This window comes from Clostridium acidisoli DSM 12555 (assembly GCF_900176305.1).
Lineage (GTDB): Bacteria > Bacillota > Clostridia > Clostridiales > Clostridiaceae > Clostridium_I > Clostridium_I acidisoli.
The window spans coordinates 1-19,792 of record NZ_FWXH01000028.1 but is presented as its reverse complement, the minus strand read 5'-3'; the positions used below and the strand labels follow the sequence as shown (position 1 = coordinate 19,792).

General features: G+C 33.5%; 36 protein-coding genes. All 36 read right to left on the bottom strand.

Annotated features, from left to right (window positions below; translation table 11 throughout):
* Positions 1-5 precede the first annotated feature (5 nt).
* Positions 6-809, bottom strand: coding sequence for an energy-coupling factor transporter transmembrane component T family protein (locus B8978_RS17680; protein ID WP_084117617.1), 804 nt, complete (start codon positions 807-809; stop codon positions 6-8).
* Positions 802-1,665, bottom strand: a complete 864-nt coding sequence (locus B8978_RS17675) for an energy-coupling factor transporter ATPase (protein ID WP_084117616.1) — start codon at positions 1,663-1,665, stop codon at positions 802-804. Before B8978_RS17675 ends, B8978_RS17680 begins: the two co-directional genes overlap by 8 nt.
* Positions 1,650-2,495 carry an energy-coupling factor transporter ATPase gene (locus B8978_RS17670; protein ID WP_084117615.1) on the bottom strand — a complete coding sequence of 282 codons (846 nt, stop codon included), beginning with the start codon at positions 2,493-2,495 and terminating at the stop codon, positions 1,650-1,652. Before B8978_RS17670 ends, B8978_RS17675 begins: the two co-directional genes overlap by 16 nt.
* A 68-nt stretch (positions 2,496-2,563) precedes the next feature.
* A complete protein-coding gene (gene rplQ, locus B8978_RS17665; protein WP_084117614.1) occupies positions 2,564-2,905 on the bottom strand; it encodes a 50S ribosomal protein L17 in 342 nt (113 codons plus the stop codon).
* Positions 2,906-2,982: 77 nt separating this feature from the next.
* On the bottom strand, positions 2,983-3,930 hold the full coding sequence (locus tag B8978_RS17660; RefSeq protein ID WP_084117613.1) for a DNA-directed RNA polymerase subunit alpha: 948 nt from the start codon (positions 3,928-3,930) through the stop codon (positions 2,983-2,985).
* Between the two features lie 60 nt (positions 3,931-3,990).
* Positions 3,991-4,611, bottom strand: a complete 621-nt coding sequence (gene rpsD, locus B8978_RS17655) for a 30S ribosomal protein S4 (RefSeq protein WP_084117612.1) — start codon at positions 4,609-4,611, stop codon at positions 3,991-3,993.
* Positions 4,612-4,638: 27 nt separating this feature from the next.
* A complete protein-coding gene (rpsK, locus tag B8978_RS17650) occupies positions 4,639-5,034 on the bottom strand; it encodes a 30S ribosomal protein S11 (RefSeq protein WP_084117611.1) in 396 nt (131 codons plus the stop codon).
* 15 nt (positions 5,035-5,049) lie between these two features.
* Entirely contained in the window at positions 5,050-5,421 is a 372-nt protein-coding gene (rpsM, locus tag B8978_RS17645) for a 30S ribosomal protein S13 (protein WP_084117610.1), read from the bottom strand.
* A 145-nt stretch (positions 5,422-5,566) separates the two neighbouring features.
* Entirely contained in the window at positions 5,567-5,680 is a 114-nt protein-coding gene (rpmJ, locus tag B8978_RS17640; protein ID WP_021122033.1) for a 50S ribosomal protein L36, read from the bottom strand.
* An 18-nt stretch (positions 5,681-5,698) separates the two neighbouring features.
* Positions 5,699-5,917 (bottom strand): translation initiation factor IF-1, encoded by a 219-nt coding sequence (infA, locus tag B8978_RS17635; protein ID WP_015617469.1) that lies wholly within the window; start codon positions 5,915-5,917, stop codon positions 5,699-5,701.
* A 7-nt stretch (positions 5,918-5,924) separates the two neighbouring features.
* Positions 5,925-6,191: a KOW domain-containing RNA-binding protein gene (locus tag B8978_RS17630; RefSeq protein ID WP_084117609.1), complete on the bottom strand. Its 267-nt coding sequence runs from the start codon at positions 6,189-6,191 to the stop codon at positions 5,925-5,927.
* Between the two features lie 4 nt (positions 6,192-6,195).
* On the bottom strand, positions 6,196-6,954 hold the full coding sequence (gene map, locus B8978_RS17625) for a type I methionyl aminopeptidase (protein ID WP_084117608.1): 759 nt from the start codon (positions 6,952-6,954) through the stop codon (positions 6,196-6,198).
* 1 nt (position 6,955) lies between these two features.
* The gene (locus B8978_RS17620; protein ID WP_084117607.1) at positions 6,956-7,594 is read right to left on the bottom strand and encodes an adenylate kinase; all 639 of its coding nucleotides are present in this window, start codon (positions 7,592-7,594) and stop codon (positions 6,956-6,958) included.
* 18 nt (positions 7,595-7,612) lie between these two features.
* Positions 7,613-8,893: a preprotein translocase subunit SecY gene (gene secY, locus B8978_RS17615; RefSeq protein WP_084117606.1), complete on the bottom strand. Its 1,281-nt coding sequence runs from the start codon at positions 8,891-8,893 to the stop codon at positions 7,613-7,615.
* Entirely contained in the window at positions 8,894-9,334 is a 441-nt protein-coding gene (gene rplO, locus B8978_RS17610) for a 50S ribosomal protein L15 (RefSeq protein WP_084117605.1), read from the bottom strand.
* Between the two features lie 25 nt (positions 9,335-9,359).
* Positions 9,360-9,539, bottom strand: a complete 180-nt coding sequence (rpmD, locus tag B8978_RS17605) for a 50S ribosomal protein L30 (protein ID WP_084117604.1) — start codon at positions 9,537-9,539, stop codon at positions 9,360-9,362.
* 11 nt (positions 9,540-9,550) lie between these two features.
* Positions 9,551-10,048: a 30S ribosomal protein S5 gene (gene rpsE / locus B8978_RS17600; RefSeq protein WP_084117603.1), complete on the bottom strand. Its 498-nt coding sequence runs from the start codon at positions 10,046-10,048 to the stop codon at positions 9,551-9,553.
* A gap of 16 nt (positions 10,049-10,064) precedes the next feature.
* Positions 10,065-10,427: a 50S ribosomal protein L18 gene (gene rplR, locus B8978_RS17595; RefSeq protein WP_084117602.1), complete on the bottom strand. Its 363-nt coding sequence runs from the start codon at positions 10,425-10,427 to the stop codon at positions 10,065-10,067.
* Between the two features lie 23 nt (positions 10,428-10,450).
* Positions 10,451-10,990, bottom strand: coding sequence for a 50S ribosomal protein L6 (gene rplF / locus B8978_RS17590; RefSeq protein ID WP_084117601.1), 540 nt, complete (start codon positions 10,988-10,990; stop codon positions 10,451-10,453).
* A 22-nt stretch (positions 10,991-11,012) separates the two neighbouring features.
* The gene (gene rpsH, locus B8978_RS17585; RefSeq protein WP_084117600.1) at positions 11,013-11,411 is read right to left on the bottom strand and encodes a 30S ribosomal protein S8; all 399 of its coding nucleotides are present in this window, start codon (positions 11,409-11,411) and stop codon (positions 11,013-11,015) included.
* A 29-nt stretch (positions 11,412-11,440) separates the two neighbouring features.
* A complete protein-coding gene (locus B8978_RS17580) occupies positions 11,441-11,626 on the bottom strand; it encodes a type Z 30S ribosomal protein S14 (RefSeq protein ID WP_084117599.1) in 186 nt (61 codons plus the stop codon).
* 14 nt (positions 11,627-11,640) lie between these two features.
* Entirely contained in the window at positions 11,641-12,183 is a 543-nt protein-coding gene (gene rplE / locus B8978_RS17575; RefSeq protein ID WP_084117598.1) for a 50S ribosomal protein L5, read from the bottom strand.
* Positions 12,184-12,205: 22 nt separating this feature from the next.
* Positions 12,206-12,529 carry a 50S ribosomal protein L24 gene (rplX, locus tag B8978_RS17570; RefSeq protein ID WP_084117597.1) on the bottom strand — a complete coding sequence of 108 codons (324 nt, stop codon included), beginning with the start codon at positions 12,527-12,529 and terminating at the stop codon, positions 12,206-12,208.
* A gap of 18 nt (positions 12,530-12,547) precedes the next feature.
* Positions 12,548-12,916, bottom strand: a complete 369-nt coding sequence (gene rplN, locus B8978_RS17565) for a 50S ribosomal protein L14 (RefSeq protein WP_084117596.1) — start codon at positions 12,914-12,916, stop codon at positions 12,548-12,550.
* A 29-nt stretch (positions 12,917-12,945) separates the two neighbouring features.
* Complete coding sequence (gene rpsQ, locus B8978_RS17560; RefSeq protein ID WP_084117595.1) at positions 12,946-13,200, bottom strand: 30S ribosomal protein S17; 255 nt, start codon at positions 13,198-13,200, stop codon at positions 12,946-12,948.
* 21 nt (positions 13,201-13,221) lie between these two features.
* On the bottom strand, positions 13,222-13,425 hold the full coding sequence (rpmC, locus tag B8978_RS17555) for a 50S ribosomal protein L29 (protein WP_084117594.1): 204 nt from the start codon (positions 13,423-13,425) through the stop codon (positions 13,222-13,224).
* Complete coding sequence (gene rplP / locus B8978_RS17550; protein ID WP_084117593.1) at positions 13,415-13,858, bottom strand: 50S ribosomal protein L16; 444 nt, start codon at positions 13,856-13,858, stop codon at positions 13,415-13,417. Before rplP ends, rpmC begins: the two co-directional genes overlap by 11 nt.
* A 17-nt stretch (positions 13,859-13,875) precedes the next feature.
* Positions 13,876-14,544 (bottom strand): 30S ribosomal protein S3, encoded by a 669-nt coding sequence (gene rpsC, locus B8978_RS17545; RefSeq protein ID WP_084117592.1) that lies wholly within the window; start codon positions 14,542-14,544, stop codon positions 13,876-13,878.
* A gap of 15 nt (positions 14,545-14,559) precedes the next feature.
* Positions 14,560-14,895, bottom strand: coding sequence for a 50S ribosomal protein L22 (gene rplV, locus B8978_RS17540; protein WP_084117591.1), 336 nt, complete (start codon positions 14,893-14,895; stop codon positions 14,560-14,562).
* Positions 14,896-14,917: 22 nt separating this feature from the next.
* Entirely contained in the window at positions 14,918-15,202 is a 285-nt protein-coding gene (rpsS, locus tag B8978_RS17535; RefSeq protein WP_084117590.1) for a 30S ribosomal protein S19, read from the bottom strand.
* Between the two features lie 67 nt (positions 15,203-15,269).
* Positions 15,270-16,103 carry a 50S ribosomal protein L2 gene (gene rplB, locus B8978_RS17530; RefSeq protein ID WP_084117589.1) on the bottom strand — a complete coding sequence of 278 codons (834 nt, stop codon included), beginning with the start codon at positions 16,101-16,103 and terminating at the stop codon, positions 15,270-15,272.
* A gap of 61 nt (positions 16,104-16,164) precedes the next feature.
* A complete protein-coding gene (gene rplW, locus B8978_RS17525) occupies positions 16,165-16,461 on the bottom strand; it encodes a 50S ribosomal protein L23 (RefSeq protein ID WP_084117588.1) in 297 nt (98 codons plus the stop codon).
* Positions 16,461-17,081: a 50S ribosomal protein L4 gene (rplD, locus tag B8978_RS17520; RefSeq protein WP_084117587.1), complete on the bottom strand. Its 621-nt coding sequence runs from the start codon at positions 17,079-17,081 to the stop codon at positions 16,461-16,463. Before rplD ends, rplW begins: the two co-directional genes overlap by 1 nt.
* Positions 17,082-17,104: 23 nt before the next feature.
* Positions 17,105-17,737 (bottom strand): 50S ribosomal protein L3, encoded by a 633-nt coding sequence (gene rplC / locus B8978_RS17515; RefSeq protein ID WP_084117586.1) that lies wholly within the window; start codon positions 17,735-17,737, stop codon positions 17,105-17,107.
* 67 nt (positions 17,738-17,804) lie between these two features.
* Positions 17,805-18,113, bottom strand: a complete 309-nt coding sequence (gene rpsJ, locus B8978_RS17510) for a 30S ribosomal protein S10 (RefSeq protein ID WP_010237791.1) — start codon at positions 18,111-18,113, stop codon at positions 17,805-17,807.
* A 468-nt stretch (positions 18,114-18,581) separates the two neighbouring features.
* Complete coding sequence (tuf, locus tag B8978_RS17505; protein WP_084117628.1) at positions 18,582-19,775, bottom strand: elongation factor Tu; 1,194 nt, start codon at positions 19,773-19,775, stop codon at positions 18,582-18,584.
* Positions 19,776-19,792: the final 17 nt, after the last annotated feature.

The window sequence follows — 19,792 nt, the reverse complement described above, 5'->3', positions numbered from 1 at the left end:
TCTTATCACGATATAAATCTTACAGCAACTGAGGATGCAATAAGTAATAGGGTTATAAATGTGGCAATGCCATCCCTGTATTTTAATTTTAAAATTTTCATTCTAGTCCTTCCATCTCCACCTCTATAACATCTTGCTTCCATTGCCATAGCAAGTTCATCTGCCCTTCTAAATGAACTTATAAAAAGTGGAACTAATACAGGTATTAAACTTTTTGCTCTTTGTACTAAGTTCCCAGACTCAAAATCAGCACCTCTAGCCATTTGTGCTTTCATTATTTTATCTGTTTCATCAATTAAAGTGGGTATAAATCTAAGTGCAATAGTCATCATCATAGCTAATTCATGTGCTGGAACTCCAATTTTTTTAAGTGGATTCATCAACTTTTCTAGCCCATCAGTAAGCTCTATTGGTGACGTTGTTAGTGTCAATAGTGATGTACCTACGATTAAAAAAACAAGCCTAAGCATCATAAACCCTGCTAAATTTAGACCTTCCTTGTAAATTTTAATTACTCCATAACTAAAAATTAAATTGTTTCCTGGTGTCATCAAAATATTCATAAGTGCAGTAATTATAAGTAATATAAATATTGGTTTAAGACCATTATATATATATCTTAATTGAATTTTAGAAACAATAATTATAGCAGCTGTAAAAGCTATTACAAATATATATCCAACATATTGATTTATTAGAAACAAATCAATTATGTAGAGCAAGGATAATATTATCTTTACTCTAGGATCCAATTTGTGCACAAATGAATCTCCGGGAATATACTGCCCTATAGTTATATCCTTAAGCATTCTTAACGCTCCTTAAATAACTTATAATTTCTTCTTTAGCCTGCTGAACTGTAAAAATATCTTCTGAAATATTAAAACCTTTTTTCCTTAGTTCTCGAACTAAATATGTAACTTCTGGAACTGCTAACCCTATACTCTCTAATGTATCTATTTCTTTGAATATTTCATTTGGCTTTCCATCTAGTATACATTTCCCATGATTCATAACCAAAATTCTATCAGCAATTTTCGCTACATCTTCCATACTGTGAGACACTAATATTATTGTCATCTTATATTCTTTTTGAAGTTTAGAGATTTGTCCTAAAATGTCATCTCTTCCTTTAGGATCAAGTCCAGCTGTTGGTTCGTCTAATATTAGAACTTTAGGTTCCATTGCTACAACTCCAGCAATTGCAACCCTTCTCTTTTGTCCTCCACTAAGTTCAAAAGGAGATTTGTCTGCAAAAGTTTTATAATCAAGATTTACCATCTTCATGGCTCTTTTAACTCTTTCCATTACTTCCTCTTCATCTAGCTTCAGATTCTTAGGACCATATGCTATATCTTTTTGAATTGTTTCTTCAAAAATTTGATATTCTGGATATTGAAATACAAGACCTACCTTTTTCCTTATATCTGTAAGTTTAGTGCCCTTTAATGTAATATCAGTATCATCAACTATGATTTTCCCTGAAGTTGGCTTTAGTAATCCATTTATATGCTGTATAAGCGTAGATTTTCCTGAGCCTGTATGACCTATTAAAGCTACAAACTGGCCATCTTCAATTTTTATATTTATATTGTCCAAAGCCTTCTTTTCAAAAGGTGTACCCTTCATGTATACATGAGTTAAATTTTCTATTTCAATTGACATAATTCTTTCACCATCTCATCTATAGATAAAATATCTTCTTTGATGTTTATACCAGCTGTTCTTAGTTCATATGCCAGTTCAGTCATCTGAGGTACATCTAATCCAATTTTCTTCATGGTTTCTACTTCTTTAAATACTATTCTAGGGGAACCCTCTATTATTATTTTACCATTATCCATAACTAGTATTCTATCAGCATCAATTGCTTCTTCCATATAGTGTGTTATAAGTATAATTGTCATATTCGCATTTTTATTTAAGTCTTTAATTGTTCTTATAATCTCTTTTCTACCAGATGGGTCTAACATTGCTGTTGATTCATCAAAAATTATACATTCTGGTTTCATTGCCAGTGTTCCTGCAATTGCAACCCTTTGCTTTTGACCTCCAGACAATAGATGTGGTGCATGCTTTCTATAACTATACATGCCTACTCTTTTTAGAGATTCATCAACTCTTTGTCTGATTTCTTTAGGATCCACTCCTAAATTTTCAGGTCCAAATGCAACATCTTCTTCCACTATAGTAGCTACTAACTGGTTATCTGGGTTCTGAAAAACCATGCCTGCCTTGTTTCTTACATCCCATAAATTTTTTTCATCTGATGTGTTAAGTCCATCTACCATCACCGTTCCACTTGAAGGAACCATAAGGGCATTAATATGTTTTGCAAGTGTTGATTTTCCTGAACCATTTCTTCCTAATACTACTAAGAATTCACCCTTTTTTATATTTATATTTATATTATCAAGAGCTAAATCAAATGTGTTTTCCTCAGTGTTTTCATATTTATAAGTAACGTTACTGCACTCTACCATGTTATTTTCCATAATAACACCTCAATACTTAATAAAATGGGGACTAAGTCAGCATTCAACTTAATCCCCTCTTGTCTTAACTATACTAATTCAAGTATAACTATTTCAGCTGCGTCGCCTCTTCTTGGACCTACTTTAAACATTCTAGTATATCCACCGTTTCTGTCAGCATATTTAGTTGGTGCTGTATTAAATAATTCAGTAACTACTGTTTCTTCTGTTACAAATGCAAGAACTTGTCTTCTAGCATGTAAATCTCCTCTTTTTGCAAGAGTAACCATTTTCTCTGCTAAACTTCTTGTTTCTTTAGCTCTTGTAACAGTAGTTTCTATTTTACCATGTTTTAAGAGACTAGTAACAAGATTTCTTAGCATTGCTCTTCTTTGGTCAGTTGGACGACCAAGTTTACGCTGTTTTGCCATTTACTTTCCTCCTTGCTCTGAATTCCGGATAGCAAATGACTTATTCAACCATTTGTTATCCTAGGATGTATTTTAATTTATTCTTCACTCTGTTTAAGCGACAACTCTAATGCTTCAAGTTTTTGTTCAACTTCTTCAAGTGACTTCTTACCTAAATTTCTTACCTTCATCATATCGTCCATAGATCTTTCTGTTAACTCTTGAACTGTGTTGATTCCAGCTCTCTTTAAACAATTATAACTTCTAACCGAAAGATCTAATTCTTCGATAGTCATTTCAAGGACTTTCTCTTTCTTATCTTCTTCTTTTTCTACCATGATTTCAACATCATCTGCATGATCAGTTAAAGTCATAAATAATTTAAAGTGTTCAATAAGAATTTTAGCTGATAAGCTAATTGCCTCTTCTGGTCTTATAGTTCCATTTGTGGATACTTCTATTGTTAGCTTATCATAGTCTGTTATTTGGCCAACTCTTGTGTTTTCAACACTAAAGTTAACTCTTTTCACTGGAGTATAAATTGAATCAACTGAAATAGTTCCTATAGGCATGTCATCTCTTTTATTTTTATTTTGAGTTACATAACCTCTTCCTCTATTAACCTCGATTTCCATATACAATCTTCCATCATCATCAAGAGTTGCAATATGTAAATCTTTGTTGATAACCTCAACATCTCCATCTGTTTTTATATCTCCGGCAGTTACTTCTCCTGCACCTTCCGTATCAATAACAATTGTTTTAGGTCCATCACCGTTCATCTTTAATGCTAAACATTTTATGTTTAATATTATTTCTGTAACGTCTTCCTTAACACCTTTTACAGTTGAAAATTCATGAAGAACGCCTTCAATTTTTATTGAATTTGCAGCTACTCCGGGTAATGATGAAAGGAGAATCCTTCTAAGTGAATTTCCTAATGTTATGCCATATCCCCTCTCTAAAGGTTCAATGACAAATTTACCGTAGGAACCATCTTCAGTGGATTCTACACATTCAATTTTTGGCTTTTCTATCTCTAACATCTATAACCCTCCTTTTTTATAAAATGGCAAACTATTTGAGGGCAACTGATTCTATATCAATTATTTGCTGTATAGCTCAACTATTAATGTTTCATTTACAGGAACATCTATATCTGATCTATTTGGTTCAGCTATAACTTTTCCTTCGAAGTTCTCTACGTTTGCAGTAAGCCAAGCTGGTAAAGTCTTTGGATTTTCAGCAAATGTTTTAAACTTTTCAGTTCCTCTGCTTTTTTCTGATACAGTTATTATATCATTAGCACTTAGTTTATATGATGCTATATCTACTTTGTGACCATTTACTAAGAAATGACCATGATTAACTAATTGTCTAGCTTCACTTCTTGAATCACCATAACCTAATCTGTAAACTACATTATCAAGTCTTAATTCTAAAAGCTTTAATAAGTGTTCACCAGTTACACCTTTAACTTTTTCTGATTTTTCATAATAAGTTCTGAATTGACCTTCAAGAACTCCATATATTCTTTTAGCTTTTTGTTTTTCTCTTAATTGAAGACCATAGTTTGAAATCTTCTTTCTGTCCTGTCCATGTTGTCCTGGTGCATAACCTCTTCTTGCAAATGCACATTTATCTGTAAAACATCTATCTCCTTTAAGAAATAGTTTTAAACCTTCTCTTCTGCATAGTCTGCAGACAGCTCCAGTATATCTTGCCATTAAAATTACACCTCCTGTACTCTTTAATTAAACTCTTCTTCTTTTAGGTGGTCTACAACCATTATGTGGTATTGGAGTTACATCTTTTATAAGAGTAACTTCTAGTCCTGCAGCTTGAAGAGATCTTATAGCAGCTTCTCTACCAGCTCCTGGTCCTTTAACATAAACATCAACACTCTTTAGTCCATGTTCCATTGCAGCTTTAGCAGCTGTTTCTGCTGCCATTTGTGCAGCAAAAGGAGTACTTTTTCTTGATCCTCTGAAGCCAAGGCCTCCAGCACTCGACCATGAAAGAGCATTTCCAACACTGTCAGTTAAAGTTACTATTGAATTGTTAAATGTTGACTTAATGTGTGCGCAACCATGTTCAACATTTTTTCTCTCTTTTTTTCTTCTTGTTTTCTTACCTTTTTGTACTGCCATGTTCAACCCTCCTTATTACTTTTTCTTTTTAGCTCCAATTGCTCTCTTTGGACCTTTTCTTGTTCTAGCATTAGTTTTTGTCTTTTGTCCTCTTACTGGAAGACCTCTTCTATGTCTTATTCCTCTATAGCATCCTATTTCAACTAATCTCTTAATGTTAAGAGCTATTTCTCTCTTTAAGTCACCTTCGACTTTGAAATTTTTATTTACATAATCTCTAATAGCGTTAACTTCTTCTTCTGATAAATCTTTTACTCTAGTATCTGGATTAACGCCTGTAGATTTTAATATTTCATGTGATTTTGGTAAACCTATACCAAATATATAAGTTAAACCTATTTCTACCCTTTTTTCTTTTGGTAGATCAACACCTGCTATTCTTGCCATTAAAATTTACACCTCCTAGGTATTAATAATCAATTTTAAACTTTTATATATAAAGTTTTAGGCAATAAAATACTATTAATTAAAATATTTTATTGGCAGCCGTCCTAAAACACATTTTAACAACAACAAAAATGTTTTTCAACTGTTAGCCTTGTTTTTGTTTATGCTTAGGATTTTCGCAAATAACCATTACTCTTCCTTTTCTTTTGATTACTTTGCATTTCTCACACATAGGCTTAACTGATGGTCTTACTTTCATAGCTAACCCTCCCTTATTCTACTTAGCTCTCCAAGTTATTCTTCCTCGACTTAAATCATATGGAGATAATTCTACAGTAACTTTATCTCCCGGTAATATTCTTATAAAGTTCATTCTCAGCTTTCCTGAAATATGAGCTAGAATTTTTTGACCGCTTTCAAGTTCTACTTCAAACATTGCGTTTGGTAGAGCTTCAAGTACGGTACCTTGCATTTCTATTACATCATCTTTTGACATAAGGTAATCAAGCCTCCTTATTAGTGCCTAATGACTGCAGAAACTTTCTTATCTCTGAATTACTAACAGTTCTCTTAGATATCATATCATTAAAAACTATATTAGTAAAAAACAAATGTTTTATTTTCTTTCTTTTAGGCTTTTCAACTTTTCTCAAGTCACCATCTGAGATATAAACATATTCATCATTTATTATATCCAAAACAACAAATTTTCTATCAGTATCTCTTCCAGCTTTTGAATATACAACAACACCCAAGTAATTATTATTCATCTATTCACCCCTGTGAAACAAAAGTTAATATTTCTGGGCCATTATCTAAAATAGCTACAGTGTTTTCATAGTGAGCAGATAAACTACCATCGCAAGTAACAACAGTCCAATCATTTGCCTCGGTTCTAACTTTATATTTTCCTATATTAATCATAGGTTCTATAGCTAAAACCATACCATGAACAAGTTTGGGTCCTCTACCAGATTTCCCAAAGTTCGGAACGTCTGGATCTTCATGCATTTCTTTTCCAATTCCATGCCCTACGTAATCTCTTACAATAGAGTATCCTCTTGATTCTGCAAATCCCTGAATTGATGCCGAAATATCATACAGTCTATTACCAACAACTGCTTTCTTAACACCTTCAAAGAAACTTTGCTTGGTCACTTCAATTAAGTTTTTTGCCTCATCAGATACAGCACCTACTGGAAAAGTTCTTGCAGCATCACCTTGGTACCCATCTAATATAGCACCACAATCTATACTAATTATGTCTCCTTCATTTAAAGTTTTACTTTGTGAAGGAATTCCATGTATTACTTCATTATTTATAGAAGTACATATTGAAGCTGGAAAACCATAATATCCTTTGAATGATGGTACTGCATTATGTCTTCTTATAAACTCTTCAGCTATTATATCAAGTTCTGCAGTAGTTATTCCTGCCTTTATAGAATCTTCAATTCTTAAAAGCGTTTCCTCAACAACTTTTCCTGCATGCCTCATAAGTTCAATTTCTGTGTCATTTTTGATAATTATCATATTAATTTCTCCCTAAGACATCCTTGATATCTTCGAAAACAATATTAATATCTTTCGTACCATCAACAGTACATAATACATTTTTTGATTTATAGTACTCAACTAATGGCTCAGTTTGTTTGTAATATACATCCAATCTTTCTGCAACAGTCTCTACACTATCATCTTTTCTCTGTATTAATTCACTGCCACATACATCACATTTCATTTCAATCTTTGAAGGATTGAATTTAATATGATAACTAGCACCACATTTTGGACATACTCTTCTTCCAGTCATTCTTTCAAGAATGTTATCTCTAGGAACTTCTATCAGTAAAGCAGTGTCAATTGGTTCAGTTAAAAAAGAATCTAATGCTTCTGCCTGCTTTACCGTCCTTGGAAAGCCATCAAGTAAAAATCCGTTTTTACAATCCTCATTACTTAATCTATCCTTAACAATATCTATTGTTAATTCATCAGGAACAAGTAATCCTTTATCCATATATCCCTTAGCTTTTATGCCAAGTTCAGTTTTTTCTGATATATTTTTTCTAAACATATCTCCTGTTGATATATGTGGGATATTGTAATCATTGCTGATCTGTTTTGCTTGAGTTCCTTTTCCTGCTCCAGGCGGTCCCAACAATACAATTTTCATTTTATCATCTCCAAGCTATCATTCACTAAGGAATCCTTCGTATCGTCTCATTACTAATTGTGCTTCAATAGCCTTCATAGTTTCAAGAGCAACACCAACAACAATTAACATTCCTGTACCTGAAAAATATAGTGCTTGCGATTTTACATATGTTTGAATAATCATTGGAGCTACAGCTATTATTCCAGCAAATATCCCCCATAATATCGAAACATTGCCAAGTACCATTTCAATGTATCTTGCAGTTGGATCACCAGGTCTAATACCAGGTACAAAACCTGAAGATTTATGCATGTTTTCAGCCATTTCATCTGGTTTAAATGTAATCTGGCTATAAAACCAAGTGAAAAATATTATAAATACAAACTCAGCAATTAAGTACGGTACACTGTTATCTCTAAATATACTATACTGTCCACTTAATATAAGGCTATAAGCCTTAGATTTAGGCCAAAATTGCAAAATCATTGCTGGAAATTTCATAACTGACATAGCAAATATTATTGCAATTATAGCTGATGCATTTATATTTAATGGAATATGTGATGATTTACCATTTAAAGCCTTTGAAGTAGCCTTTCCTGCATATTGAACAGGTATTCTTCTTTCAGCTAAACTTGCTATTACAACTGATAAGAATAAAACCACTACTACAACTGCTAAAACCACAATTTGAACAGCATCTACAGATCCAGTTTTATTTAAATTTCCAACTTGAAATATAGTATTCGGTATCCTAGAAATAATGTTAACAAACATGATTAAGGAAATTCCATTTCCAATTCCCTTAACCGTCATTTGTTCTCCTAACCACATTAAAAATGTTGATGCTGTTGTTAAAGTTAGCAAAATTAAAAACATGTTTAATTTTGAAGTATCTCTAAGAGCTCCATAAGAGTTAATAATTGCATACATACCGAATGTCTGTAATATTCCTATTAAAATTGAACTGTATCTTGTAATCTTTTGTATTTTTTTTCTTCCTTCTTCTCCCTCTTTTTGCATTGATTCAAGAGAAGGAATTGCTATTGTTAAAAGTTGTACAATAATAGATGCATTTATGTATGGTAATACACCCATAGCAAATATACTAAAGCTACTAAATGCTCCACCAGACATTAGATCATAAAATCCTGCGATTGAACCAGATTGCGAAGTCATACTAACTAATTTTGATGTATCAACTCCTGGAACCGGTATATGATTACCCATTCTGTATATAAAAACTAACAGAACTGTCCACAATAACCTTTTCCTTAAATCTGGTACCTTCCAAGCATTACGTAAGGTTGATAGCAATTATATCACCTCTACTTTTCCTCCAGCGGCTTCGATTTTCTCAGCTGCTACCTTAGAGAATTTATTAACTTTGACAGTTAGTTTTTTTGTAAGTTCTCCGTTGCCAAGTATCTTTACTCCATCTTTTGCTTTACTAATTACTCCTCTTTCAAGTAAAAGTTCCACAGTAACTTCTGTACCATCTTCAAAAATGTTTAATCTGTCAACATTTATGCTAACTATTTGTTTAGCAAAAATATTTGTAAATCCTCTTTTAGGTAATCTTCTGTATAGTGGCATTTGACCACCTTCAAAACCAGGTCTTACTCCGCCACCTGATCTCGCATTTTGACCTTTTTCACCTTTACCAGCATTTCTTCCAAGACCAGAACCAGTACCTCTACCAATTCTTTTTGGTGCTTTTTTAGAACCTGCTGCAGGTTTTAATTCGTGAAGTTTCATATTTTGCACCTCCCCTTTTTCTTATTTAAACTTCTTCTACGTTTAAAAGATATTCAACTTTCTTTATCATACCTCTTATCTGAGGAGTATCTTCTTTTTCAACTTTTTTCCCTATTTTTCTTAGTCCAAGGGCATTAACAGTAGCTATATGATCCTTTTTTCTACCAATTAAGCTCTTTGAAAGTGTTATTGAAAGCTTAGCCATGTTAATTCCTCCTATCCTAATATTTCTTCAACAGTTTTATTTCTAAGAGTAGCAATATCTTCTGCAGTTCTTAGTCTTGATAAACCATTTATTGTAGCATTAACCATGTTTCTTGCATTATTAGAACCTAAAGACTTAGCTCTAACGTCTTTTAAACCTGCAAGTTCAAGTACTGCTCTAGCAGGTCCTCCTGCTAAAACTCCTGTACCTTCGCTAGCTGGCATTATTAGAATTTTTCCTGTTCCAAAAATCCCTTCAATTCTATGAGGAACTGTAGTACCAACCATTGCAACGTTCACAAGATTTTTCTTAGCATCCTCAATTCCTTTTCTGATTGCTTCAGGTATTTCTACTGATTTTCCAGTTCCAACTCCAACGTGTCCGTTTTCGTCTCCAACTACAACTAAAACACTAAATCTGAAGTTTCTACCGCCTTTAACAACCTTTGCAACTCTATTTATAAATACAACTTTTTCTTTTAAATCTAGTGTGCTAGGATCGATTCTCATTTATTTCCCTCCTTTTTTAAAATTGTAATCCAGCTTCTCTTGCGCCTTCTGCAAGTTTCTGAATTCTTCCGTGGTACACATATCCACCTCTATCAAAAACTACATCTTTTATTCCTTTTTCAGCAGCTTTTTTAGCTATCATTTCACCAACAAGTTTTGCAGCTTCTTTATTACTACCTGCTTTTATTGAGAAATCTTTATCTTTACTAGATGCTGCAACAAGTGTATTTCCTGCTACGTCATCAATAATTTGAGCGTATATGTTTTTTTCACTTCTGAAAACTGCAAGTCTAGGTCTTTCAGCAGTACCAAAAACCTTTTTACGCACCCTGATATGACGTCTTGTTCTTGCTTTACTTCTGTCCTGTTTGTTAAACATACAATTTCACTCCTTTCTAAAAGTTACTTACCAGTCTTTCCTTCTTTACGTCTGATAACTTCATCACTATATTTAATACCTTTTCCTTTATAAGGTTCAGGTTTTCTCCATGTTCTTATATCAGCTGCAACAGATCCTACTAATTCTTTATCTATACCTTTAATGATGATTTTGTTTGCATCTGGTGTTTCAAAATCAATTCCTGCAACAGAATTTATTTCAACTGGATGTGAGTATCCAAGACTCATCACTAAGTTTTTACCTTTTAATTGTACCTTATAACCAACACCTACAAGTTCAAGAGTTTTTGAAAAACCTTCTGTAACTCCTACAACCATGTTGTTTAATAATGCTCTTGTTAATCCGTGAAGTGCTCTGTGTTTTTTATCTTCGCTTGGTCTAGTAACAACTACAGTATTATCTTCAACAGCAATCTTTATATCTTTATGCATAGGTTTAACAAGTTCACCTTTTGCGCCTTTTACAGTAACAACGTTGTCTGGTGTTACTGATATAGTTACTCCAGCTGGAATATCAATTGGCATTCTTCCTATTCTTGACATAATTACACCTCCGTTTCTCTAACTACCAGATATAGCAGATAACTTCTCCACCTAATCCTAGTTTTCTAGCTTCTCTATCAGTTACGATACCTTTAGAAGTTGATATTACTGCAATGCCTAATCCGTTTAATACTTTTGGAGTTTCTTCTTTCCTGCAATAAACTCTTAGACCTGGTTTTGATATTCTTCTAAGTCCTGTGATAACTCTAGATTTATTTTTACCATATTTCATACTTAATCTTAGCATTGGGACTGTACCATCATTGTATTCCTCAACACTTTTTATATATCCTTCTTGAAGCATTATATTTGATATAGCCTTCTTTATAGTTGAAGAAGGAATTTCTACTACTTCGTGCTTAACTACATTTGCATTTCTTATACGAGTTAGCAAATCTGCAATTGGGTCTGTCATAACCATGTTTTATGCCTCCTTTCTTTTGATAACACTTACCAACTTGCTTTCTTACAACCAGGTATTTCACCTTTATAAGCAAGTTCTCTAAAACATATACGGCAAATTCCGTATTTCTTTAATACTGAATGTGGTCTTCCACATATTCTACATCTTGTGTAAGCTCTTGTTGAAAATTTAGGTTCTTTTTTCCACTTTTCGATCATCGCCTTACGTGCCACGTTATTACCTCCTTTTATTGAGCAAATGGCATACCAAGGAATCTTAATAATTCTCTTGCTTCCTCGTCACTTTTTGCTGTAGTTACAAATATTATATCCATACCTCTTACTTTATCAATCTTATCATATTCAACTTCTGGGAAAATTAATTGTTCTTTAATTCCTAGAGCGTAGTTTCCTCTTCCATCGAAAGATTTGCTTGAAACTCCTCTGAAGTCTCTTACTCTTGGTAATGCAACATTCATAAGCTTATCAGCAAATTCGTACATTTTTTCTTTTCTTAGAGTAACTTTGCATCCGATTGGCATGTTCTCTCTAATTTTAAAATTAGCAATAGATTTCTTTGCTCTTGTTAAAATTGCTTTTTGTCCTGATATTAGTTCTAAGTCTGCAGTAGCTGACTCTAAAACTTTTGAATTTTCTTTAGCTTCTCCAACACCCATGTTAATAACTATCTTCTCTATTTTAGGCACATCCATAACATTCTTATATCCGAATTTCTCCATTAGTGCTGAAACTACTTCGTTTTCATACTTTTCTTTTAGTCTTGCAGCCATCCATTAGCCCTCCTTTCAAAATCTAAAATGTTTCTCCACACTTCTTGCACACTCTTACTTTTGTTCCGTCATCTAATATTTTATGACTGATTCTAGTAGCTGATTTACATTTTGTGCAGTAAAGCATAACTTTTGAGCTATTAATTGCAGCTTCTCTCTCTATGATTCCGCCCTGCATATTTGCTTTGTTTGGTTTTTGATGTTTCTTTATAATGCTAACATCTTTAACTACTACAGTTGACTTTTTAGGATTAACTGCTAATACTTCACCAATTTTTCCTTTGTCTTTTCCTGAAATAACTACAACTGTATCTTTTTTAACAACATGTATTTTACTTGATGCCATCTAAGCCACCTCCCAATCTTATAGAACTTCAGGTGCTAGTGATAAAATTTTGTTAAACTCTTTATCTCTTAACTCCCTAGCGACAGGTCCGAAGATACGAGTTCCTTTTGGCTGTTTATCTTCTTTTATAACTACAGCCGCATTTTCATCAAATTTTATATATGAACCGTCTGCTCTTCTTAAACCTTTTACAGATCTTACTATTACTGCTTTAACAACTTCACCTTTTTTAACAACACCGCCTGGTGTTGCACTTTTAACGCTAGCAACTATTACATCTCCGATGTTTCCCCACTTTCTCTTGGAACCACCTAGAACTCTTATGCACATAATTTCCTTAGCTCCAGAATTATCTGCAACTTTTAATACAGTTTGCTGTTGTATCATTCTAAATACCCTCCTTTCTACTTATAAGACTATTTAGCCTTTTCAACTATTTCTACAAGTCTCCATCTTTTATCTTTAGATAATGGTCTTGTTTCCATTATTAACACTTTATCATTAATTTTCGCATCATTATTTTCATCATGAGCCTTAAATTTAGTAGTTCTGTTTACAGTTTTACCATACAAAGGGTGACGAACTTTAGTTTCAACAGCAACTACAATAGTTTTATCCATTTTGTCTGAAACGACTTTACCAATTCTTGTTTTTCTATTTCCTCTTTCCACAGGACAAACCTCCTTTCAGTTTTACTGTTCAAACGCCCTTAGTTCTTCTTGTCTAAGGATGGTTTTAATCTGGGCTATAGATTTCTTTACTTCTCTTATTCTCATAGGATTTTCAAGTTGGCCAGTAGCTAGTTGAAATCTTAGTCTGAACAATTCTGTCTTTAAATCAGTTAATTGTATTTGTAGATCTTGAGGAGTTTTTTCTCTTAATTCTTTAGCCTTCATTAATTTCACCACCCATTTCCTCAAAGTCTTTCCTTGTAACAAATTTTGTAGTTACAGGAAGTTTGTGTGAAGCAAGTCTCATAGCTTCTCTTGCTTGTTCTTCAGTTACACCTGATATTTCAAATAATACTCTGCCTGGTTTTATAACTGCTACCCAATATTCTGGAGAACCTTTACCAGAACCCATACGAGTTTCAGCTGGTTTTTCAGTAACTGGCTTATCTGGGAAAATCTTTATCCAAAGTTTTCCACCTCTTTTAACATATCTATTGATAGCAACTCTGGCAGCTTCAATTTGATTGCTTGTTATCCAACCACATTCTGTAGCTTGTAAACCATAATCACCATAAGCAATAAAGTTACCTCTTGTAGCTTTACCTCTCATTCTGCCACGTTGTACTTTACGACGTTTTACTCTTTTAGGCATTAACATATCGTATTCCTCCTTCCTTAAGCGTTTGCTTCTTCCTTCTTATCAATCTTTTTTGTAGGAAGAACTTCACCTCTATATACCCATACCTTTACACCAATTTTTCCGTATGTAGTATCTGCTTCAGCAAAACCATAATCTATATCAGCTCTTAAAGTTTGAAGTGGAATTGTTCCTTCATGATATTGTTCTGTTCTTGCTATTTCTGCACCAGCAAGTCTTCCTGAACATGAAGTTTTTACTCCCTTTACACCATATCTCATTGCTCTTTGTATAGTTTGTTTCATTGCTCTTCTGAAAGATATTCTTCTTTCTAATTGAGAAGCTATATTTTCAGCCATAAGTTGTGCATCACTATCAGCATTTTTAACCTCAACAATGTTAATTAAAACATTTTTATTAGCAATTAAACCACTAAGTTCTTTCTTTAAAGCTTCAATACCTTGGCCGCCTCTTCCTATAACCATTCCTGGCTTAGCAGTGTAGATATTTAATTTAACTCTCTTTGCAGCTCTTTCTATTTCAATTTTTGAAATTCCTGAACTCTTAAGTTTGTTCTTAACAAATTTTCTAACTTTATTGTCTTCAACTAAATAATCTGCAAAATTTCTGTTATCAGCGTACCATTTAGCATTCCAATCTTTTATAACACCGACTCTTAGTCCATGCGGATTAACTTTTTGTCCCACACTCTTTCCCTCCTTCTATGCTCTTTCTTTTACAATTAGGGTAATGTGACTAGTTCTTTTTTTGATTCTGAACGCTCTACCTTGTGCATGTGGTCTAAATCTCTTTAGAGTTGGACCTTGACCAGTGTATGCATCAGAAACATATAAACTGTTCACATCTAAATTTAAATTATTTTCAGCATTAGCAACTGCTGATTTTAAAACTTTAGTTATAACATCCGCTGCATCTTTTGGAGTATATTGTAATATAGCGAAAGCTTCATTTACATTTTTTCCTCTTATTAAATCAAGAACTACTCCAACTTTCATTGAAGACATTCTAACATATCTAGCTATAGATTTTGCTTCCATTGACATTTGCCTCCTTTCTAAACTATCTAAGTCCTGAAGACTTTTCTGTGTTATCTCCGTGTCCTTTGAAAGTTCTTGTAAGAACAAATTCTCCTAATTTATGTCCAACCATATCTTCACTAATATATACTGGAACATGCTTTCTTCCATCGTGAACTGCTATAGTGTGACCTACCATTTGTGGAAAAATTGTTGAACTTCTTGACCAAGTTTTTATAACTTTCTTTTCGCCACTTTTGTTCATTTCATTAATTCTCTTAAGAAGTACTTCTTGGACGAATGGTCCTTTTTTTACTGATCTACTCAAGTTGTTGGCCTCCCTTCACTTAACTTAACCTATTCATAACTTGAAGAGAATTTACAATTCTCTTCAACTATTTAGAGTTTCTTCTCTTAATAATAAGTCTATTAGAATATTTTTTATTCTTTCTTGTTTTATAACCAAGTGCTGGTTTACCCCATGGAGTAAGTGGTCCTGGGTGTCCAACTGGTGCTTTACCTTCACCACCACCATGTGGATGGTCATTAGGATTCATTACAGAACCTCTAACTGTTGGTCTAACTCCCATATGTCTTTTTCTACCTGCTTTACCTATATTAACAATTTCATGTGTAAGGTTTGAAACTGTTCCTATAGTAGCTCTACATTCTATTCTAACGTATCTCATTTCGCCACTTGGAAGTCTTAATGTTGCATATTCTCCCTCTTTAGCCATAAGTTGTGCACTAGCACCTGCTGATCTAACAAGTTGAGCACCTTTACCTTTTGATAATTCAACATTGTGTACTATTGTACCAACTGGAATATTCTTAAGTGGTAAAGTGTTTCCTGTTTTTATATCTGAATCTGGTCCTGATACAACTACATCTCCAACTTTTAAACCTACTGGAGCTATTATGTACCTTTTTTCACCATCTACATATACAATAAGAGCAATATATGCGGTTCTGTTTGGATCATATTCTATACTTGCAACCTTTGCAGGTATATTGTCTTTATTTCTTTTGAAATCTATTAATCTATATTTTTGTTTTGCACCGCCACCTTTGTGACGAACAGTAATTTTACCTTGGGCGTTTCTTCCGCCTTTTCTCTTTTTTTCAACAAGAAGAGATTTCTCTGGCACATTAGTTGTTATTTCTTCAAATGTACTTACAGTCATATGTCTTCTTGAAGGAGATGTTGGGTTAAAACCCTTAACTGCCATACTTTTTTCCTCCTTTTTTTACGCTTATCTGGCTCATTGCCAATAACAGCTACTCTTTATATTATTTCATTCCTTCGAAAAATTCAATTGCAGTGCTGTCAGCTGTTAGTTTTACAACTGCTTTTTTATAATCAGCTCTTTTACCAATATGAACTCCGACTCTTTTAGTTTTTCCCAATATATTAGCTGTTTTTACGTCTTCAACTTTAACTCCAAAAGCTTCTTCTACAGCTCTTTTGATTTGGGATTTGTTTGCATGCACATCAACTGCAAAGGTGTATTTTTTGTCTGACATTTCAGACATACTTTTTTCAGTTATTATTGGTTTTCTTATAATATCAAAACTTGTTAAACTCATTATGCATACACCTCCTCAATTTTTGATACAGCATCCTTAGTTACTATAAAATTATCATACTTAAGGATATCATATACATTTAAGTTGTTTGCAGGTATTACTGAAACTCCTTGAATGTTTCTTACTGATTTATATATATTTTCATCTGATTCTGCTACAACTATTAAAGCTTTTTTAGTATTTAAAGCACCTAACATTTTCACTACTTCTTTTGTCTTAGGAGCTTCTAGTTCTAAGCTTTCTAAAACAATGATTTCATTTTCAGCTACTTTACTACTTAAAGCAGATTTCATTGCAACTCTTCTCATTGATTTTGGAACTGATGTTCTGTAATCTCTTGGCTTTGGTGCAAATACTATTCCACCATGTATCCATTGAGGTGATCTTGTTGATCCTTGTCTTGCTCTACCAGTACCTTTTTGTCTCCAAGGTTTTATTCCACCTCCAGAAACTTCGGCTCTAGTCTTAGTGCTTTGAGTTCCTTGTCTTTTGTTTGCAAGTTGTGCTACCACAACTTGGTGAACAGCATCAGTGTTAATTTCTACTCCAAACACGCTTTCTGCTAATTCAACATCTCCAACTTTTTGGCCTTCTTTATTAAATAATCCTACTTTAGGCATTCTGCATCCTCCTTTCCTTTAAACTAAGCTTTTACTGCATTTCTTATAACTACGAATCCCTTGTTTGGTCCAGGTACTCCACCTTTTATTAATATTACGTTCTTTTCTGGAATTACCTTAGCAACTTCCAAATTTTGAACTGTAGTATTTACATGACCCATATGTCCTGGCATTCTTTTGTTTTTGAATGTTCTTGATGGATCTGATGAAGCTCCCATTGAACCAACTGCTCTATGGAACTTAGAACCATGACTCATAGGTCCTCTGTGTGCATTCCATCTTCTAATTGTACCTTGGAAACCCTTACCTTTTGAAATACCTGATACATCAACTTTTTCTCCTATTGAAAAAGTTTCAACTTTAATTTCAGAACCAATTTCATAAGCACTAGCATCTTCTATTCTCAATTCTTTTATAAATCTTTTATAAGTTGATACTCCTGCTTTTGCAAAATGTCCTTTTATTGGCTTGTTAACCAATTTTTCTTTTTTGTCAGAAAATCCAACTTGTATTGCATTATAACCATCTTTTTCAACAGTTTTCTTCTGCAATACAACACATGGACCTGCTTCTATAACTGTAACAGGAATTATTTTTCCTGCTTCATCAAATATTTGAGTCATACCAAGTTTCTTGCCTAGTATCCCTTTATTCATTATTGCACCTCCCAAACGAATTAGTGGATCGCATTGCGATCATAACCGCCAAGTAATAATTTTATTATTATAATTTTATTTCGATATCAACGCCAGCTGGTAAATCTAATCTCATTAGCGCATCAACAGTTTTTGGTGAAGGACTTAATATATCAATAAGTCTCTTGTGAGTTCTAATTTCAAATTGTTCTCTAGCATCTTTATATTTGTGTGGCGCTCTTAATATAGTAACTACATCTTTTTCAGTAGGTAGTGGTACTGGACCTGCTACCTTTGCACCTGTAGATTTAGCAGTCTCAACAATCTTTTCAGCAGACTGATCAAGTATTGTGTGATCAAATGCTTTTAATCTAATTCTTATTTTCTGTTTTGCCATTTTTATTTCCCTCCTTTTCATCGCACGCTCTACATCTTACGTACAACAGCGGATGTCTATAAACTGCTCCAGGTGTTTCTTACCTGTTCCGAGACAGCACAAAGAAATCCGTCGCCCGGTTCTTGACCGTGACATACTCAGTAAGAATTCCCCGTAAGTGCGGCTACCTCTTACCTCATCGCTGTTTTCACATAACAACTATCTTATTATACTACTAAACTTTTACTTTGACAAGTATTTTACTCTTATATTTAAGTAAAAATTTCATAATTATAAAGTGCATTTATAATTGATTTATTAATTATAAAGTATTAATTTTTATACTTCAAAAATAAAAGTGAGAAGAGCGTCCCCTTCTCACTTTATTAATAAAGCTTTATTATTTACTTACATCTTGATTCTAAACACAAGATGCAGGTTGTATTATATAATACATTTTTAGTAAGCGCTTATTGTATATTGTTTGAATTATTTAGTTATAGAAGTAACAACACCAGAACCAACTGTTCTTCCGCCTTCTCTTATAGCGAATCTTAAGTTGTCTGTCATAGCTACTGGGTTGATTAATTCAACTTTCATATCTATGTGATCTCCTGGCATTACCATTTCCATTCCGTCTGGTAATTTGATTGATCCTGTTACATCTGTTGTTCTGAAATAAAATTGTGGTCTGTATCCGTCAAAGAATGGTGTATGTCTTCCGCCTTCTTCTTTCTTTAATACATATACTTGACCTACGAATTTATTGTGTGGTGTTACTGAACCTGGTTTTGCTAATACTTGACCTCTTTCGATGTCTGTTCTTTGTATTCCTCTTAATAGTGCTCCTATGTTGTCTCCTGCCATTGCTTCATCTAGAAGCTTTCTGAACATTTCTACTCCTGTTACTACTGTCTTGCCTATTTCTTCTTTTAATCCTACGATTTCTACTTCGTCTCCTACATGTAGAATTCCACTTTCAACTCTTCCTGTTGCAACTGTTCCTCTTCCTGTGATTGTAAATACGTCTTCTATTGGCATTAAGAATGGCTTATCTGTTGCTCTTTCTGGTGTTGGTATATAGCTATCTACTTCTGCCATTAAGTCGTATATTGGTTTTGTTGCTTCTGGATCTGTTGGGTTTTCTAATGCTTTTAACGCACTTCCTACTACGATTGGTGTATCGTCTCCTGGGAAACCATACTCACTTAATAATTCTCTTACTTCCATCTCTACTAATTCAATTAGTTCTGGATCATCTACCATATCTGCTTTGTTTAAGAATACTACTATGTGTTGTACTCCAACTCTACTTGCTAATAGTATATGCTCTCTTGTTTGTGGCATTGGACCATCTGCTGCACTTACTACTAAGATTGCTCCATCCATTTGTGCTGCTCCTGTTATCATGTTCTTTACATAGTCAGCATGTCCTGGACAGTCTACATGCGCATAATGTCTATTATCTGTTTCATACTCAACGTGTGCTGTGTTGATTGTTATTCCTCTTTCTTTCTCTTCTGGTGCTTTATCGATTTCTGCGTAGTTTGTTGCTACTGCTCCACCTTTTTGTGCTAATACTGTTGTGATTGCTGCTGTTAATGTTGTCTTACCGTGATCTACGTGTCCTATTGTTCCTATGTTTACATGTGGTTTGTTTCTTTCAAATTTTGCTTTTGCCATTTTATTTATTCCTCCTT